The organism is Bacillaceae bacterium S4-13-56 (assembly GCA_040191315.1).
Taxonomy (GTDB): Bacteria; Bacillota; Bacilli; order Bacillales; family JAWJLM01; genus JAWJLM01.
In genome coordinates this window covers 1-17,839 of the sequence record JAWJLM010000025.1, presented here as the reverse complement: position 1 = coordinate 17,839, position 17,839 = coordinate 1, and the positions used below count along the sequence as shown (strand labels likewise).

Genomic DNA, 17,839 nt, shown 5'->3' with positions numbered 1-17,839 from the left:
TTTCACCTTCTTTAAAATAGTCACTAGCAGACAAAAATTGCGCAGTTAAAACTTGCGCAATTTTTATTTTTATTATTTACTTTGGGCTGCTTTTAATGTGTCTAAGTCTGGCTCGGCACCGAACCACTCTTTGTAAATCTCAGAATAAGTTCCGGTATCAATAATGGCTTGAAGTGCTTCATTAAGTGGCTCAACTAACTCGCTTTCCTTTGGAAATAAAAATCCGTAATGCTCCATGGCAAAAGCCTCTTCATCATAAAATGCTTCTATTTTTTCATTTGGGTTATTTTCTATATATTCATTAGCTACTGTATTATCCAGTATAACAGCATCAACGTCACCTTGATTCATTCCCATAATAGCAAGTGGTGTGGTTTCGAATTTCTTGATGTTTTCATTGTTTACTCCGAAAAGCTCCTCAGCAGCAGTTGCTCCTGTAGTTGCAATTTGAACACCAATTTTTTTACCTTCTAGGTCCGCCGCTGACTTAATAGTAGATCCTTCTGGAACAAGTACCATTTGTGTTGATTCAAAATAAGGATTTGAAAAATCATAAGTTTCTTTACGTACGTCAGTAATAGAAATAGCAGAAACACCAATCTTGTAGCTACCATTCTTTACAGATTGGAGCATTGGCTCCCACCCAACATTCTCAAACTTTGCTGGAATACCAGCTTCCTCAAATACCGCTAACGCTATGTCTACATCAAATCCAGTAATTTCACCCTTGTCCATATACTCAAATGGAGCGTAAGCAGCATCAGTTGCAATCACTACCTCTTCTTGATCATTTCCATTTCCTGCTGAGTTCTCATCAGCAGTTCCACAAGCAGCTAGAAAGCCAAGTAACAATAACAGAGTAACTAACCTCAATTTTTTCATTTTTATATCTCCTCTTCAATTAATATTTATAAGTTCATATGAATGATTATACATATAATTATATTTTAGTAAATAGATTTCCATAAAATATTATTTAATTTATTAAATGTTAGAATATTTATACAAATGGATACGTTTACATATGTTTGAATGATGCCTCTCCCTATTTAAGCTAAACCCTCTATTTATAATTACTCCAAATCTCTCCCCTTTCCTAAAAACAAAAAAACGACTCCGCCCTTTACAACGGAATCGCTTTTCTTAGGTCAAGTGAAGATAGCACTCGTGAATGGACTCTATTTTATTTTCTCTCAATTGATGGATCATGGCTAACAAAAGTTCAGCTGTTGCGGTAGCATCCCAAAGGGCGTGGTGTCTTTTTTCAATCTGTATCTCAAAATGGTTACAACAATGATCTAATGCAAAATTGTCGTTGACGCCCATTAATTTACCCGCAAGCCAAGCGGTATCGAGAACATAGGGCTGAACCATTTGTCGGAACTCACGCCAAACCTCTTGTCGCATGAATTGTTTTTCATGCTTTGCGTGATGAGCCACAAAAACAGTTGATTTTGCAAATTCCATAAAAGAGCGCCAAGCCTCCGACCTCGTTACTCCCCCTTTTAAGTCTTCTTCCGTAATTCCGGTTATTTTTTTAGCAACCTCTGGAATCTCTTCTTCATATTGAATAAATGTATGGAACTGTTCCTTAGTTATTTCCATTTGCTGAATTTTAACTGCTCCTATAGATAAGGTAACATCCCCTTTAAAAGGATTAAATCCGGTAGTTTCGATATCAAAAATGGTAAAGTCTATTTTCTCAAAAGGTGTTACAAGAAAATTATGCTCCCTTTGTTCTCGTTCCATTTGTCTTAAGAGTGCTTGAGTTTGGAAATCCTGCTCCTTAAGTCCTGTTAACTTTTTCAAAACATTCCATTGGAAAAAATCATCCAATCTCACGATTTTTCGCCCACTTTTGTATACGTCGTGTCCACTTATTATGAAAACTATGACTTTCTTTAATTAGCCTTTTTAACTCCTTTTTATCCTCTTCAGAAAGCAATGATACATCCAGTTGATGGATGTTCTTATAATCTTGCTTTTCAGAAGTCCAATTTAACCGTAATGAAAAATAAGTTTTCAATAATAGTTCCATTCTGTTTTTTTCATCTTGTGATAATGTATGAATTTTTTTAAGACGTTCAAGAGAATTACTTTCCAGGATTCCCTCCATAATAGCAAATAGTCGAATCGTATGAATGATTGGATAGTATACAGCTTCCTTTAAATCCACCGTCTCGCCAACTATTTTTCCAAAAGCATTTAATGAAACAGGAACTTTTCTTGTGTTTTCAGCAAGCCACCAGACAAAATCCGTATCCTTCGCTAGTTTTATTTGCTTTTGTTTTATGGCTTGAATTAGTTTGCCATCACCCAATTGAAGCTTTGCATCAAAGAGCATTAAAAATGTTCGTAAGTCATCAAACGTTTTTCTTTCTCTACATATATTTATCAAATTGGACCAATCCATAAAGGATCGATTCCACCCTTCCAAACTAGCCATTACATTCCCTTCACAATTGGAGTAGCCGCCTTTAGATAAAGCCAAATTAATTTCCTTACCTAAGCAAAGAAAATAATTTTGATTGTTTTCTCCCGGATCTTCAAATATCAGACCATGGTCTTGATCACTTCTATAATGCTGTTCTTCTCTTCCTGTACTCCCTACAAAAAAGAAAGAAAAAGAGCACGGAGGTTCCCCCCATGTTTGAACGGTCTTGCGATAGGCCTCCTGAACTAGGTGTGACTGGAGAACCTCATGCTCTTTTTGAAGTTGTAGATGATTTATCATAGAATCAGCTCAAATCAACTAGTTTTTTTATCTGATGTATCACCAAACGCCTCTGGGTACCCATAGCTCCCATGTTCACTCATATCGAGACCCATTAACTCTTCCTCGTGTGTTACGCGTAAAGTTCCACCAAGGAATACTTTTTCAATTATTTTTAATAGAATGTAAGATACAACAAAAGCATAGATTCCACTTGCGACCACTCCAAGGAGCTGAACACCTAACTGAGTAAAGCCACCACCATAGAAGAGTCCTGGTTGACCGACGCTTGCCAATTCAGGGGTTGCAAAAAAGCCATTCGAAAGTGTACCCCAAATACCAGCTGCTCCATGAACAGATAGTGCATAGATTGGATCATCTATTTTTAATTTATCCATTAGTTCCATACTTAAGTATACGATAAGCCCACCAATGGCTCCAATGACCACGGCTGCCCAAGGGTCCACGAAACCACTTGATGCTGTAATAGCTACAAGACCAGCTAAGGCACCATTTAACATGGTAGGAACGTCACTCTTCCCTTTTATTGCCCATGGTAAAAGTAAAGCAACAACAGCACCAGCTGCGGCACCTAAATTAGTGTTAACAGCTACAAAACCAAAGAATGCCCCATCTGCTGATAAAGTACTACCTGCATTAAATCCAAACCACCCTACCCAAAGCAATAGAACAGCTAAGGCAGTATAAACTTGGTTATGCCCCTCTATCGTATTAGAAGAACCATCTTTATTAAATTTACCAATACGTGGCTTCAGGATCATAGTCGCTGCCAATGCAGCCATTGCACCTGTTAAGTGAACAACTGTTGACCCAGCAAAGTCTTGTTTCCCATGTTCAGCTAACCATCCACCACCCCAAATCCAGTGTGCAACCACAGGATAGACGAAAATCGAAAACAGAACAGCAAACCAAAGATATGCTGACAGCTTCGCTCTCTCTGCAAAACCACCAAAAGCAATGGTCAGTGAAATTCCAGCAAACGCTAATTGGAATAAAAAGAAAACACTTTCCGCTAAATCACTATCAGGATTAACCTCTCCATTATAGAAGAAGTTTGAAAAACCAAAAAATCCACCGACATCATTTCCAAAAGAAATCCCATAACCTACGGCCCAAAATACTAATGACGAAATTCCAAAGGCGAAAATTGTCTTCCCTGAAATATGCCCAGCATTTTTCATACGAGTGGAACCAGCCTCTAAAAGGATGAACCCCCCAATCATCAAAATAACAAGTACGGTTCCTACCATTACCCACAATGAATTCAATAATGCCATTTCACTCATGTAAACATCTCCTCACATAATATGTTATAAATCCTTACATTTCTTATAATACGTAATTTTACAAGTATTCTGAAAAATGTCAAGTGGTTTTCACTAAAAAATTAAAAAACTATAATTGCCGCATTCACCGCTACTAAACTCGCATCGGTTACCTGAAGTGATTCTGTTATTGCTAGCACAATCAAAAATTCATCTTCTAGTAGATAATAATTATGTTACTTTTCCTAACATATGATCAATTAACTAATAAACAACGATAGTTGTTTATTAGTTAAAGAGTAGAGAATTCCCGATATCCACGCTTTACAATGGTTTGAGCGACTGCCCCAAAACCCAAAACTTATAATACCTCCCACCCCCTATCCCCATGACAATCGAGTTTGGTCTTGTCACCCAAGAGGCTCGGATAGCACATAAGTTAACTGTCTGCAAAAAAAATCGTCACTTAAACACGATTTTTTCGTCACTATGGAGTGCAGATTTAACACTATTGGTAGCACTCAAGATAATCTATGCCCGAGAAAAGAGTCACTTAAAACGGGAATGTTAGCACTTGAATTTCCAGGATCGTCGGCTAAAACCGTCACATCGTGTGACAACGCCGACGTGACCTACATCCTCGAAACCAGCAAGCTTTTTCTTCGTGCGAAATAGTTCATTGTAGCTTTCCTTACTCGTGGCCAAGATTACCCGAGGAAGCTTTTTCTCTGGAGCTAACAAATTTTATACTTTATCTTGTAAAAAAAAGAGCACCTGCCTAAATGTCCTTTATGGAAAGGCACATTAAGCAGATGCTCCCTAATCTTATTTATATAATCTTTATAATTGCATTGCAGTTAAAATAAGAACTTTTCCTTCTTTCTGAACCAGTAACATTCCTTTTGGATCTCTTCGAACAACCAGCTCACAAACTCTTTTTCCCCGTCAAATAGGTTTCGATTCAATTTCTGCTCAAATTCTAGAATTAATTCTTCGTATGTCACGGTAGAGCCCTCCTAAATTTCTACATTTTTCTACATTTAAATATTTTATTTGCGCATTTATTCAAGATAAAATGTAATTTCTTAAGGTATTTTGTAGTTTTTTCTTGTATATTAATAGTATACAGAATTTGAGCTAAGTTTTTATTGGGAAATATTTTGATTGGAACCCCCTTTTTTAGAGGGGTTCTTGTACATACTTTCTTCAACTCCTTACATAGAAAGGAGCGGTGCACTTGAATCCGCCTATCCACATCTTTTTAAAATTTCATCGGTTAAAAAAAGGAATAAGTCAAGAGGAGGTGTGCGAGGGAATTTGTTCTGTTTCCTATTACAGCAAAATAGAAAATGGCCAAACCGTTCCTAGTGAAGAAATTCTATCCCTTCTCATGGAGCGTTTACATGTTTCGATTAATATTCATGATAGGTCTGAGGAAGCAAAAGAGCGTTTGAATTCGTGGTATAAGCAAAATATTATTAATTTCAACAGCACAAGCGAAGATTCTCATTTGGAATTGAAAGAAGTGATGAGTGACGTTTTTGACCCTTTCCTTCATAACCTATTTATTCTCTATGAGTTTCACTATTATTTAACAAAGGAAAACTATATAAAAGCTAATGAACTGAAGGAAGAATTAGAAAATTTAAAAGATATCTTTAATGAAGTTTCTCTTTATTTCTATCATAAATTTAACGGGATCTTTTATTATAGTTATGGCGACTTCCATCGTTCGACTCAATATTTCGAAACTGCAGAAGTCATTTCTAAAGGAGGACAAATCGAACACTGGGAAAAAGCTGACCTATGTTTCCATATGGCGAGGAGCTATCTCAATGTATATAAGGTCAACAAAACCTTTGAATATGTCAATCTGGCACTTGAATTATATTACGAGGATATGAACTATAAGCGAACTGCAGAATGCCAGTTTATCTTAGGAGTCTGTTATCTACGAAGCGGTGATTTAGAAAAGGCAGAAGCATCATTTTCCTTATCTGAAAAAGCAGCCAATGTACTTGGATTGCGTTCACTACTAAAAAGCATCTCCTTTTATAGAGGGAAGTTTTATACAACAAAGGGAGATTCAGAAAAAGCATTAAAATTCTTGTTAAATGGATACGAAGATGTATCAGGCAGCCGTTATAGTCTGAATACTGTTTTGCAGTTGGTTCAAGAGCTTACGAAGTCTAATCAATGGGATGATGTTAAAAAATGGGTGGATAAAGGTTTTTCTTTAATTGATGATCCCTCCCGACTTCAAGATTACATTCATCATTTTACAACCTATCAAAAATTAAGCTCGGGAGACTTTCAAGAATTTAAACTCTATGTAACCATGAAGACCATTCCTTTTTTTCAAAGGTATCAGCTTCATGAACATGTAAGTAACTACAGTCTGCTTCTGGCTAAAGAACTTGAAAAAAGAAGAAAATACCGAGATTCAAGTCGATATTATAAACTTTCTTCCCAAGCTCTATCAAAACTTCTACATTTTTAACCCACGAACTTGATTAGGAAACAAAAAGCAGAGTTATGCTCATCCATTAAGAAACTACATTATTTTACACTCCTCTCGCCCCAGCATTAAAATTAATTTAATACTGGGGTATTTTCCGCATGAACGCGCAAATTCATACATACTGGCCCATTTTTTTCTCAGAAAAAGCGTCGATACGATCATCGACGCTTTTTACTATGCTTTTCTTTTACCGGGATAGAGAGTGGTTGTTGCGGCTTGATAATACAGCTCTCATCGTAGACATGCATTGGAACTTCGGCTCCTTCCAAGAGAGTGAAGGTTAGATTCTTTGACTCTACCTGTACATGGATATTTTGGAATTTGTACTGAATATGGAAGCTATATCCTGCCCAAGATTCTGGAATCCATGGAGCCAGATGGAGACCATCCTCTTTAATACGCAAACCAGCAAACCCGAACACAATGGCCATCCATGTTCCACCCATGTTTGCCATATGCAAACCATCCTTTGTGTTGCCGTGGGTGTTTTCCAAATCCATTAAAGATGTTTCAGAAAAATAATGATAGGCCTTCTCCTTCTTCCTCAACTTAGAAGCCATAATACTGAAAACACACGAAGATAAGGAAGAATCATGTGTTGTTATCTTTTCATAATAGTCATAGCTGTTTTCTATAGTTTCAAGTTCTTGTTCATCTTCAAGTAAAAAATGAGCAAGTACTGTATCGGCCTGCTTACAGACTTGATAACGATACAATGTAAGTGGGTGATAATGAAGCAATAGTGGGAAATGCTCCTTTGGTGTATTCTCCAAATCCCATTGTTCTTTTTCTAAGAATGTATCATCTTGTGGGTTAATTTTCAGTTCCTCATCATGCCCTAAATACATCTGTTCAGAAGCCCTCTCCCACTCAGAAACCTCATTTTCTTTTACATCAAGTCGACGTGACAGCTCTTCGGATTTTTTAGGATCCCATTTTTTCATCAAATGAAATAGCTTAGCAGCCCATTTTAAATTATGTTTCGCCATTGCATTCGTATAATAATTGTTGTTTACGATACAGGTATATTCATCCGGACCGGTCACATCCTCGATGGCAAAGCGTCCATCTCTACGAAAATGACCTACATCTATCCACAATCTTGCTGTTTCTATTAAAAGCTCTGTACCAAAGTCTTTCATAAACTCTTCATCGTGAGTGGCTTGAAAGTATTGAATGTAACTATAGGCTATATCCGCACTTATATGATACTGTGCTGAACCTGCTGGAAAAAAGGAGGAGCATTCGTCTCCATTGATCGTTCTCCACGGGAATAGAGCTCCTTGATTATGCCCCATCTCCTTTGCTCGTTTTCTGGCACCATCTAAAATGGAATAACGATAGATAAGAAGCTGTCTGGCTAAATCAGGATTTGTCATGAGAAAGACTGGGAACATATAGATCTCTGTGTCCCAAAAGTAATGACCTTCATAACCTTCCCCTGATAGACCTTTTGCAGCAATATTTGAATATTTATCTCGGCCAGCAGATTGGAGAAGATGAAACAGATTAAAGCGAATTCCTTTTTGAAGATCTGTATCTCCTTTTATTTCTACATCGCTTCTCTCCCAAAAACCATTCATGTATGTTTTTTGGGCTGATTTTAACTCTTCATATGAAACATCTTCAAGATTATTAGTGATTTGTTGTGCTCGCTCAAGTAATTGTTCCCCATGACGAAGAGTGTCTGTGTATACATTCCACTTTGTAAATTGGATGGCTTGTCCTTTCTTTCCTTCCATTTTATAGGTAAAAGAAACTTCTCCAGCTTCATGTTTCATTTTTTCCTGAATATCGGGGATTGAAAAGCGATGATGAGCAACACAAGCAGTTCTTAGCTTAGAAACCTCAGCCTCTGCAACGATATACCCTTTATTAGAATATACACCCCCGTCGATAGTATGAAGCCTTTTGGCATGTCCAGCTCCTACTCTTGGGTCATTAGGGTTTGTATAGTTTGTTACATTTCCATTTACGGTGGAAACAATAGTTATCTCTCCATCAAAATTCAAGGGAGTCACTGTTACTTTAATGACAAATAATTCCCGATGAATAAAAGATACTAATCGTTCAAAATGAAATTCTACTTCTTTACCTTCTGGAGATTTCCAATGAACCATTCTCTCACTAATCGCTTGGTCCATTTGCAACTTTCTTTCATAGCTTATGATTTCTCCATCTGTAATCGTATAGAGCTCTTTTTCGTTCCCAAAATAAAACTGAATGGTCTGCGCATCGATAACGTTTAGCATTTTTTGCTGGGTATCCGGAAAAGCTTTTAATTTTTCCCCGTATGGAATGTCTATGATATCGTGAAAAGCATTGATATAGGTCCCTCTAATTGAATCATAAGAGGGACCATATGTTTCTTCAAAATTTCCTCTAATACCTAAATATCCGTTTCCAAGGAAGTATAGGCTTTCTTCTGTTAGTAATTGGGTGTCCATTAATGATTTGCTTGAAACATGCCATGTCATGCCCTGACCCTCCTAGGTTATTCTTTAACTCCACCTGATGTCAATCCAGAAATAATTTGACGCTGGAACAAGAGAACTATAATTAAAGTTGGTATGGTAACAATAATCGTTGCTGCTGAGACCTGTCCCCAAAGTATCTCAAACTGGGTACGTAAGAAAGAGATTGCTACAGGAACCGTATGGAACTCTGAGTTTGAATTTAAGGTGATAGAAAGAACAAACTCATTCCAAGCACTAATAAACACAATGATCGCTGTAGTAAACACTCCGGGTGCTGCCAAAGGAAATACGATTCGAAATAAAGTTTGGATAGGACTTGCCCCATCAATTTTTGCTGATTCCTCCAAAGCAATAGGAATTTGATTGAAGTGTGTTACTAAGATCCAAACTGCCATTGGCAATGTAATTGTAGAGTATGGTAAGACAATGAAATAGCTGTTTGTCCAACCTAGCTCTAAAAACATGTTATAAACTGGAGCAATAATAATCATTTGCGGAAACATGGAAACCGCAAGAATTAGCCCTAATAATATGTTTTTCCCTTTAAAATGAAAGCGTGAAATAGCATAGGAGGCAAAAGTTGCCACTGCTATAATATAGATCGTAGTTGTTGTTGCAACAACCAAGCTATTTAAGATAGCACGTAGAATCCCCTTTTCCATAACTACACTATAATAGTGATCCATTGTTGGGTTATCTGGAATTACTCCAAAAGCGTTGTTTCCATAGATCTCTCCTGTACTCTTAAAGGAGGTCACGAGGATCCATAAAAAAGGAAATACAACAACAACTAAATAAAAGACCAACAAAGCCCAAAAAGTCCATTTTGTATTTTTTTTCTTTGAATCTGCCATCGTAATCCCTCCTTTAATTTTTCTCCATCAGATTAGCACCGAGAACCCTCACATAAATAATCGAGATAATCGCTACGCAAACGAACATTATCATAACAACGACAGACCCATAACCGAAGTTTGTTTGACTAAACATCGTCTTATAGGAATAGATAGATAAAGTTTCCGTTGCTCCACCTGGCCCTCCACCTGTTAATACGTAGATGAGGTCGAACACTCGGAAGGCATCCAGAGTTCGGAACAGGAGCGCGACCAACATAGAAGGCTTAAGTAAAGGTAATGTAATTTTAATAAACTGCTGCCATTTTGTTGCCCCGTCTATAGATCCAGCTTCGTATAGTGAACCAGGAATGGTTTGTAGACCCGCGAGAAGCAAAATAGCCATATATGGAGTTGTTTTCCACACATCAGCCAAGATACTTGCTGTCATAGCTCCAGGTGCCGTCAGCAAAAGATCCTGTGGATTATCAATGAGTCCCAAATTGGCAAACATCTCTGCTACTACACCAGCATTGCCATCATATAAGTAGTTCCACATGAGTGCAGCTACTGCTGTTGGAATCGCCCACGGAATTAACGAAGATACCCGAATAAACCCTTGCCCACGTATCGATTGGTTCATAATCATCGCCATACCAAGACCAAGTATTAACTCAAAGAATACTGAAACAACTGTAAAAATGACTGTATTTACGGTTGCCGTTAAGAGCCGTTCATCTGATAAGGCTTTTTTATAGCCATCCAATCCAATAAAATTCGATTGAATCAAACTGGCATTAATGTCTTCAATAAGCTCAGGTAAATTCTCTCCTTGCTGAAGTTCATATTTCTGATTGAGGTCAGCAATGGTTTTAGAGGCTAATAAGTATGTGTTTTTTACTTGATCTGCTTCCTCTTGCTCAATTTTCAATACGCCCTCCTCATCCTTAAAACGTTCATCCAACGCTTGTAGGGAAGAGATCACTTCCAGTGCCGCCTCTTTATCACTTTCATCTGTAATATTCTCTAAATCCGCTTTTATAAACCTCTGGATGTAAAAGGAACGTTCATTATATAAATCAGCTTCAAATCGTTCATTTAAATAAAGCCCCGCACGCGTTTGATCATTCAATCGGTAATCAAAAAATGTATATGTGAAGGACTGAATAACTGGCCAAACCGAAAAAATCCCAATTAATAATAATACAGGAACAATAAATAGAAATTCTTTAAAGCCCATTTTTTTCATACATCCATCCTCCTTTCAAAATGATTAACGGAACAGATTAGTTATTAGAAAAACTCAGCTTATCGTTACAAGGATTCTTGAATGCGTTTTAGAAACCCTTATATTCTAAGTTTTTCTAATACTATCGACCGACTAAGGTTATAAATTTTGATAGTATTTAGAAACCAACCTTTTATAGTAGATGCCTTAATTTATGCAGATAGGAAAGGTTTATACTTTTGTATCTTGTAAGAAAAGCGCAAGCGCCCTCGAACATCGACGTAAGGCGGTGAGGCCCACAGGATGTGGGTCACGTAGGCTTGTGGCGGTTTTAGCCTACGATCCTCTGAGATAAAGGAAACACGGTTCACGAGGGCTCGCATCCTGCGAGTCAGTTCGGTGTTGCGACAAATGTTTTCGGTGGGTCGAGTAATTGGATGTCGCGTTTTTAACCGAACCTCCTTCATCGATGTTGACTTATCGATGGAGAGGAGGGAAACGTCTCTAGTCGATAGGGCGCTGGAGCTAGACAAGTTTTATACTTTCCTATCTGTCAAAAAAAGGGCCCTATCGCTAGAGCCCCCCTTACCCGTTTTACTCTGTAGCTAATGCGTCTTCAATAACTTGAACAGCTTCGTCTAAACCTTCACCAGAGCTTAGGTATTTATGTGCAGCTACTTGAATATCATCAGATACCTCTGAGTATTCAGCTGTAACCGGACGAGCAATTGTGCTTTGAAGAGCGTTTTGGAAGCCTTCAAAGCTTAATAGATCATTGGATGCAAGAACTTCTTCGTCGTCAAGAAGTGCATTATATCCAGGTAAATATCCACCTTCTGTAGACATAATCTTTTGACCTTCAGGTCCAGCTAAGAATTTAATGAATTCCCAAGCTCCTTCTACATTAGCAGAATTATTGTTGATACCAAGTAACCATCCACCAACAGCTCCGCCATTTGGAAGTGGAGCAACACCAACTTGTTCAGCAGTTACTTGAGATTCGCTTTCTTCAGGGTTCATTACACGTCCATAAGCATATGGCCAATTGCGTTGGAAAACAGCATTTCCATTTTCAAAAGCAGTGTGTGTTGCACCTTCGTCATAGTTAAGAATATCTTGTGGTGTCCAATCTGCTGTTGTAAAGTCATACATTGTTTGCAATCCACCTTCTACATTTTCAAACTGGCCAGTAAACTCAGCCAAGTTTACTGTTAAACCTTCATATTGCTTAGATTGATAAACAATTCCGTATTGAGTTCCTTGTTCACCATTATATTTTCCTGACATTGCAGCCAAGTCTTCGTAGGTATAATCACCAGATTCTAATGTAGCTGCATCTTCTTCACTTACTATATCACTGCGATAATATAGTAAACCTAAGTCAGGGAAGAAAGGTAGGGTATATTGAATCCCTTTATAGTTACCAGAAGTCATGGAACCAGAGTTAAAATCTTCAATGCTATAGTCAGAATCCTCCATCATCATGTCAATCGGCTCTAAGTATCCGCCACCTGCAAATTCACCAGCCCATACAACATCTAAAGAAAGAACGTCGTATTCATCAGATCCAGCAGATAGAGACGTTAATAGTTGGTCGTGCATTTGTGCAGAGTCATTGGTCATCTCAGTCCAAGTAACCTCGTACTTGTCTTGACTCTCATTAAAAGCATCGATTGCTGCTTGAGTTGCTGGAGTATTATCGTTCTGAGCAGCAAAAACAATCTTTGTCTTTTCTTCCGTATCACCTGCGTTGTTTCCTTCTCCATCATTCTCTGTATTGTTCGTTGTATCATTCGTGTTGTTGGCAGCATTATTCTCTTCGTCATTGCCGTTACATCCTGCAATTAATAGTGCAGTAAATGACAATACAATCAAACTCAAAAGCCATTTTTTCATAAAATTGACCTCCTAAATTTTTTTTATTTTTTTTGGATTACGTCTTTGATTTTATTGAGTAATCGCTTACAATGATACTAAAATCTTTAGATTTTTGACAAAATTTTATGCAAGCAGGTGATAAAATGACTGACCCTACTCTTAAAAAAATGACAGATCAATTTCTTATGATCCGAATGAAAAATCAGCAAAATGAATACTTACACCCCTCCTATCTACTCGAAAAAAAGCTCATTCAATCCATCACTTTAGGTGATAGGGAGGGAGCAATAAAAATTTTAAGTAGTATTAATAAGGATCAACGTCCTTCCTTAGCCCATAACACAACCCGCTCTTTAAAAAATTCACTCGTTTGTTCTTGCACCCTGTTTACTCGAGCGATCATTGAAGGGGGCGTTGAACCAGAAACAGCCTTTAATCTAAGTGATGCCTATATTTTAGAGATAGAGAGACTAGAGGATGCCAGGGAGTTATCAAACTTAGAATACATCATGCTTACCCATTTTATTCAAACACTCCATGATGAAGAAAAACTGCCCTATCCTACTATTGTGAACCATGCTATTACGTTTATAAATCAACATATCTTACAGAAGCTTTCGCTCCCTATGATTGCATCTAATTGTTATGTAAGTCCCAGTTACTTATCCCATCTTTTTAAAAAAGAAGTAGGATTAAGTGTTGTTCAGTTTATTAATAAAAGAAGAGTTGAAGAATCTCGAAATTTTTTATTACATACCACCTCTTCTATTTCAGAAATTGCAACCCTTTTTCAATTTTGTAACCAAAGCTACTACACAGCACAATTTAAAGAATATATGGGCATCACCCCAAAAGAATTTAGACAGTATCACTTAGAATAGCCACTCTTGTAGTATGAGAGAAATTAGTTGGATTATTCCTATTTTTTTGTTGATAGGGACGGTTCTCACCAACACAACCCCCTATTGAACAAATGATTGGGTGGCTTTAATGCTCAAATAATATGCTTTAAGCTCATATAGTGTGGTTTAGGATCAACTTTATCTTCTTACGCGTTGAAATAAAGGAAGGTATGCTCAGAAATTAAAGTTTTAGGCGTGGTTTTTTAACGGGCATGCTCACTTCTCTACATTTACGCTCACTACATAAGTTTTATGTTCAAATCTCTATTCTTTTGCGCAGCCATCATGACCCTAACTCAACTTGGCTTATCCGTTAAAGAAACGCACTTGTTTCTGCGAAGTGGCTTTCCTCCCTGCGATTACTCGGAACAAAAACTACGAAGATTGCTCGATGGAGCCTTTTCGCTGAAGCTAGAAAGATTTTATACTTCAAAATGGGGAACCGCATTTAAAAATTGATACTATTAAAAGACCTTTTCCCTAAGAGAAAAGGCCTAAATTCTACTTAATCATTAAATTGTCGTGTGAGATTTGCCATTTCAATGGCAGAAACTGCAGCTTCCCAGCCTTTATTCCCAGCCTTTGTTCCAGCTCTTTCAATGGCTTGCTCAATCGTTTCTGTTGTCAAGACTCCAAAGATAGTTGGAACCCCGCTTTGTAAACCTACTTGGGCAATTCCCTTTGCAGCTTCATTACATACATAATCAAAATGAGGAGTGGATCCTCGAATGACCGTTCCTAACGCAATTACCGCATCATATTTTTTTGATTCCGCCATCTTTTTAGCAATGAGTGGAAGTTCAAATGCTCCAGGGACCCATGCAACATCCACATTGTTTTCATCCACTCCATGGCGTTTTAACGCATCCATTGCCCCCCCGTATAGCTTGCTTGTGATAAACTCATTAAATCTTCCAATAACAATCCCTACTTTTAAACCTGTACCTACTAAATGTCCTTCATAAATTCTACCCATTTTTTTCTTCCTCCTTATGAGTCAAATAAATGCCCCATTTTTTCACGTTTAATTTTTAAATATCGTTCATTTTCCTTATGTTTCCCTGTTTCAAGCGGGATACGTTCCACGACTTCTAATCCATATCCACTTAGACCCGAAATTTTCCGAGGGTTATTCGTTAGTAATCGCAATCGAGTTACTCCAAGATCTTTTAAGATTTGTGCCCCAATTCCATAATCTCTAAGGTCTGGTGCAAATCCTAGCTGTTCATTTGCCTCCACTGTGTCATAGCCTTGTTCCTGTAGTTTATAAGCATGCATTTTATTGATTAGTCCAATTCCTCGACCCTCTTGTCTCATATAGAGAACGATGCCGTTTCCATTTTTCTCAATTTGCTCCAAAGCAGCATGTAGCTGCGGTCCACAGTCACATCGATGTGAACCAAAAACATCTCCGGTTAAACATTCAGAATGAACGCGCACAAGGGTTGGTTCTCCAGGTTTAAGGTCTCCTTTGACCAAAGCCACATGTTCTTTATTATCTACTTCATTTGTATAGGCTATGGCTTTAAAGTTCCCATAAGCAGTCGGAAGCTTAATTTCCACTTCTCTATTCACAAGTTTATCTTCTTGATTTCGATACTTAATCAAGTCTGCAATGGTAATCATTTTTAACTCAAATTCATCAGCTATTTTTTTTAGATCGGGAACTCGAGCCATCGTTCCGTCTTCCTTTATAATCTCGCAAATCACACCAACAGGCTCCGCACCGCATAATTTGGCTAGATCAACTGCTGCCTCTGTATGCCCAGCACGACGAAGGACTCCACCTGGTTTGGCAACAAGAGGAAAAATATGGCCCGGACGTTTAAAGTCATTTGGGGTAGCTTTTGGATTAAGTAACTCTAAAACTGTTTTAGATCTTTCAGCAGCTGATATACCTGTTGTTGTATTTTTATGGTCAATGCTTACCGTAAAAGCAGTTGAATGTGAATCTGTATTATGGTCCACCATAGGAAAAAGCTGTAAACGTTCGGCACGTTCTTGAATTAACGGAATGCAAACTAATCCTTTTCCGTGAGTAATCATAAAATTAATGGTTTCTGGAGTGGCTTTTTCCCCAAGGACAAGGAAATCACCTTCATTTTCACGATCCTCATCATCACAAACGATAACAATTTTACCGGCTTTCAAATCTTCAATAGCTTCTTTAATAGTATTAAACATCTTTTTCCCTCCTTTTTAAAAACCGTGCTCCTGTAAAAAGTCCAGAGAAATGTCTTTGTTTTTCTCTTTCCCTTTTCCATTTCCTATGAAGTGAGAAACATATTTCCCCAACATATCGCCTTCTAGATTTACATGATCCCCTTTCCCTTTTTTGCCTAAAACGGTATATGAAACAGTATGCGGAATTAAAGAGATCGTTATTTTTTCATCATTAACTCCAAAGACTGTTAAACTAGTGCCATCAATGGCAATAGAACCTTTGAACATGATATAAGGCAAAATATCACTAGGTACGGCGATGTCATAGTAGATCGCATTCTGTTCAGCTCGTTTATCCAAAATAGTTCCAATTCCATCGACATGTCCAGTAACAAAGTGCCCACCGAACCTACCATTTGCTCCCATAGATCGTTCTAAATTGACTGGGGAATTGGACCCTAATTCATGGAGATTTGTTGCTCGAAAGGTTTCCGGCATAACATCAAAAGAGAGAGAAGATTGATGGATTTTAGTAACAGTCAAACAGACACCATTCACGGCAATGCTATCTCCTAAGTCAGCATCTTCCAGAACTTTCTTTCCTTGAATGATTAACTCTAAGGCCTCCTGCTTTTTCTGTATCCCTTGGACAATTCCCATTTCCTCAACAATTCCTGTAAACAAATACTATTCCTCCTTTTTACGAGCAACCAATTTAAAATCAGATCCTACCATTTCATGAGATATGATCTCTAACAATGGTGCATCAGCTAAACTGTTAAACCCAATCCCCCCAATAGGAGTTGGTGCACTTTTACCACCTATAAGCTTAGGCGCTATATAAGTATGAATCTCCTCAAATAAGCCCGATCTAATAAAAGAATCATTAATTGTTCCCCCGCCTTCCACATAAAGAGAAGTAACCTTTCTTTCCCCTAGTATTTGAATGACTTCATAAATAGAGATTTCATCATTTCCCACCGATAAAATTTCAACATGGTTCCCCGCCCTTAATGAATCCCTATTTTGATAAGCTGTTTTACCAGTAATAATCCATAGTGGCGATTTTCCATCATGGAGCATACTCGAATTTGGAGAAATCCGAAGATTGGTATCCAACACCACCCGAATAGGATTTTTCCCTCCTGCAGGTAATCGAGTTGTGAGACTAGGATTATCTTTATTTACGGTATTTACCCCGACTAAAATGGCATCGTGTTTGTGACGTTCTATATGGACATCTCTTCTTGATTCCTCACTCGTTATCCATTTGCTTTCCCCTGTATGAGTAGCAATTTTTCCGTCAAAACTCATGGCAGTCTTTATCGTGACATAGGGAGTTTTTTTAGTCATGTAATGGAAGAAGAATCGATTTAATTCTTTAGCTTCTTCTTCTAAACAACCTACCTCTACTTCAATTCCTGCATCCCTTAACATCTGAATACCACGACCAGCAACTGTAGGATTGGGATCAGTGGTCGCAACCACAACTTTAGAAACCCTTGAATGGATTAATAATTCAGCGCATGGAGGTGTTTTTCCATAATGACTACAAGGCTCCAATGTAACATAAACGGTTGAACCTTCAGTCTTTTCTCCTGCCATACGAATAGCTTGTACCTCAGCATGCCCTTCCCCAGCTTTCAAATGAGCACCCATTCCGACGATTTCCCCATCACGGACAACAACACATCCAACAACAGGGTTGGGGGATGTTTGGCCAAGGGTTTCTTTTGCCATGGTTAGTGCAAGGCTCATATAAGTTTCATTCGTCACCATATCCCTCCTCTTAAGAATTATGTAATCGAGTAGGAGGATAATCATTAGTTGATTATCCG

At 37.9% G+C, this 17,839-nt stretch carries 15 protein-coding genes; 2 read left to right on the top strand and 13 right to left on the bottom strand.

Annotation, left to right across the window (positions count from 1 at the left end; all coding sequences use genetic code 11):
• Positions 1-72 precede the first annotated feature (72 nt).
• The 5 genes from RZN25_08415 to RZN25_08395 all read right to left on the bottom strand — a co-directional run bounded on the left by RZN25_08415 (position 73) and on the right by RZN25_08395 (position 5,003).
• Positions 73-882, bottom strand: a complete 810-nt coding sequence (locus RZN25_08415; protein ID MEQ6376840.1) for a basic amino acid ABC transporter substrate-binding protein — start codon at positions 880-882, stop codon at positions 73-75.
• Positions 883-1,143: 261 nt separating this feature from the next.
• Positions 1,144-1,842, bottom strand: coding sequence for an exonuclease domain-containing protein (locus tag RZN25_08410; protein MEQ6376839.1), 699 nt, complete (start codon positions 1,840-1,842; stop codon positions 1,144-1,146).
• Entirely contained in the window at positions 1,829-2,734 is a 906-nt protein-coding gene (locus tag RZN25_08405) for a DUF294 nucleotidyltransferase-like domain-containing protein (GenBank protein MEQ6376838.1), read from the bottom strand. Before RZN25_08405 ends, RZN25_08410 begins: the two co-directional genes overlap by 14 nt.
• A 14-nt stretch (positions 2,735-2,748) precedes the next feature.
• Positions 2,749-4,020, bottom strand: a complete 1,272-nt coding sequence (locus tag RZN25_08400) for an ammonium transporter (GenBank protein MEQ6376837.1) — start codon at positions 4,018-4,020, stop codon at positions 2,749-2,751.
• Positions 4,021-4,856: 836 nt separating this feature from the next.
• Positions 4,857-5,003 carry a hypothetical protein gene (locus RZN25_08395; GenBank protein ID MEQ6376836.1) on the bottom strand — a complete coding sequence of 49 codons (147 nt, stop codon included), beginning with the start codon at positions 5,001-5,003 and terminating at the stop codon, positions 4,857-4,859.
• A gap of 233 nt (positions 5,004-5,236) precedes the next feature.
• Between RZN25_08395 and RZN25_08390 the strand changes: the two genes are divergently transcribed.
• Positions 5,237-6,499 (top strand): helix-turn-helix domain-containing protein, encoded by a 1,263-nt coding sequence (locus RZN25_08390; protein MEQ6376835.1) that lies wholly within the window; start codon positions 5,237-5,239, stop codon positions 6,497-6,499.
• Positions 6,500-6,678: 179 nt separating this feature from the next.
• Here RZN25_08390 and RZN25_08385 read toward each other — a convergent pair whose 3' ends face one another.
• From RZN25_08385 to RZN25_08370, 4 genes are all read right to left on the bottom strand, one after another.
• Complete coding sequence (locus RZN25_08385; protein ID MEQ6376834.1) at positions 6,679-8,997, bottom strand: glycosyl hydrolase family 65 protein; 2,319 nt, start codon at positions 8,995-8,997, stop codon at positions 6,679-6,681.
• A 17-nt stretch (positions 8,998-9,014) separates the two neighbouring features.
• Positions 9,015-9,851 (bottom strand): carbohydrate ABC transporter permease, encoded by an 837-nt coding sequence (locus RZN25_08380; protein ID MEQ6376833.1) that lies wholly within the window; start codon positions 9,849-9,851, stop codon positions 9,015-9,017.
• Between the two features lie 13 nt (positions 9,852-9,864).
• Positions 9,865-11,079, bottom strand: a complete 1,215-nt coding sequence (locus RZN25_08375; protein MEQ6376832.1) for a sugar ABC transporter permease — start codon at positions 11,077-11,079, stop codon at positions 9,865-9,867.
• Between the two features lie 573 nt (positions 11,080-11,652).
• Entirely contained in the window at positions 11,653-12,954 is a 1,302-nt protein-coding gene (locus tag RZN25_08370; protein MEQ6376831.1) for an extracellular solute-binding protein, read from the bottom strand.
• Positions 12,955-13,079: 125 nt separating this feature from the next.
• Here RZN25_08370 and RZN25_08365 point away from each other — a divergent pair, with 125 nt between their 5' ends.
• Positions 13,080-13,817 (top strand): helix-turn-helix transcriptional regulator, encoded by a 738-nt coding sequence (locus RZN25_08365; protein MEQ6376830.1) that lies wholly within the window; start codon positions 13,080-13,082, stop codon positions 13,815-13,817.
• Between the two features lie 526 nt (positions 13,818-14,343).
• On the opposite strand, the gene ribE (RZN25_08360) is transcribed toward RZN25_08365, so the two are convergent.
• From ribE (RZN25_08360) to ribD, 4 genes are read right to left on the bottom strand one after another with little or no spacing between them, the layout of a single operon-like run.
• A complete protein-coding gene (gene ribE, locus RZN25_08360) occupies positions 14,344-14,814 on the bottom strand; it encodes a 6,7-dimethyl-8-ribityllumazine synthase (GenBank protein MEQ6376829.1) in 471 nt (156 codons plus the stop codon).
• A gap of 14 nt (positions 14,815-14,828) precedes the next feature.
• A complete protein-coding gene (locus RZN25_08355) occupies positions 14,829-16,022 on the bottom strand; it encodes a bifunctional 3,4-dihydroxy-2-butanone-4-phosphate synthase/GTP cyclohydrolase II (protein ID MEQ6376828.1) in 1,194 nt (397 codons plus the stop codon).
• A gap of 15 nt (positions 16,023-16,037) precedes the next feature.
• The gene (ribE, locus tag RZN25_08350; protein ID MEQ6376827.1) at positions 16,038-16,685 is read right to left on the bottom strand and encodes a riboflavin synthase; all 648 of its coding nucleotides are present in this window, start codon (positions 16,683-16,685) and stop codon (positions 16,038-16,040) included.
• Positions 16,686-16,688: 3 nt separating this feature from the next.
• Positions 16,689-17,777 (bottom strand): bifunctional diaminohydroxyphosphoribosylaminopyrimidine deaminase/5-amino-6-(5-phosphoribosylamino)uracil reductase RibD, encoded by a 1,089-nt coding sequence (gene ribD / locus RZN25_08345; GenBank protein ID MEQ6376826.1) that lies wholly within the window; start codon positions 17,775-17,777, stop codon positions 16,689-16,691.
• Between the last annotated feature and the right edge of the window lie 62 nt (positions 17,778-17,839).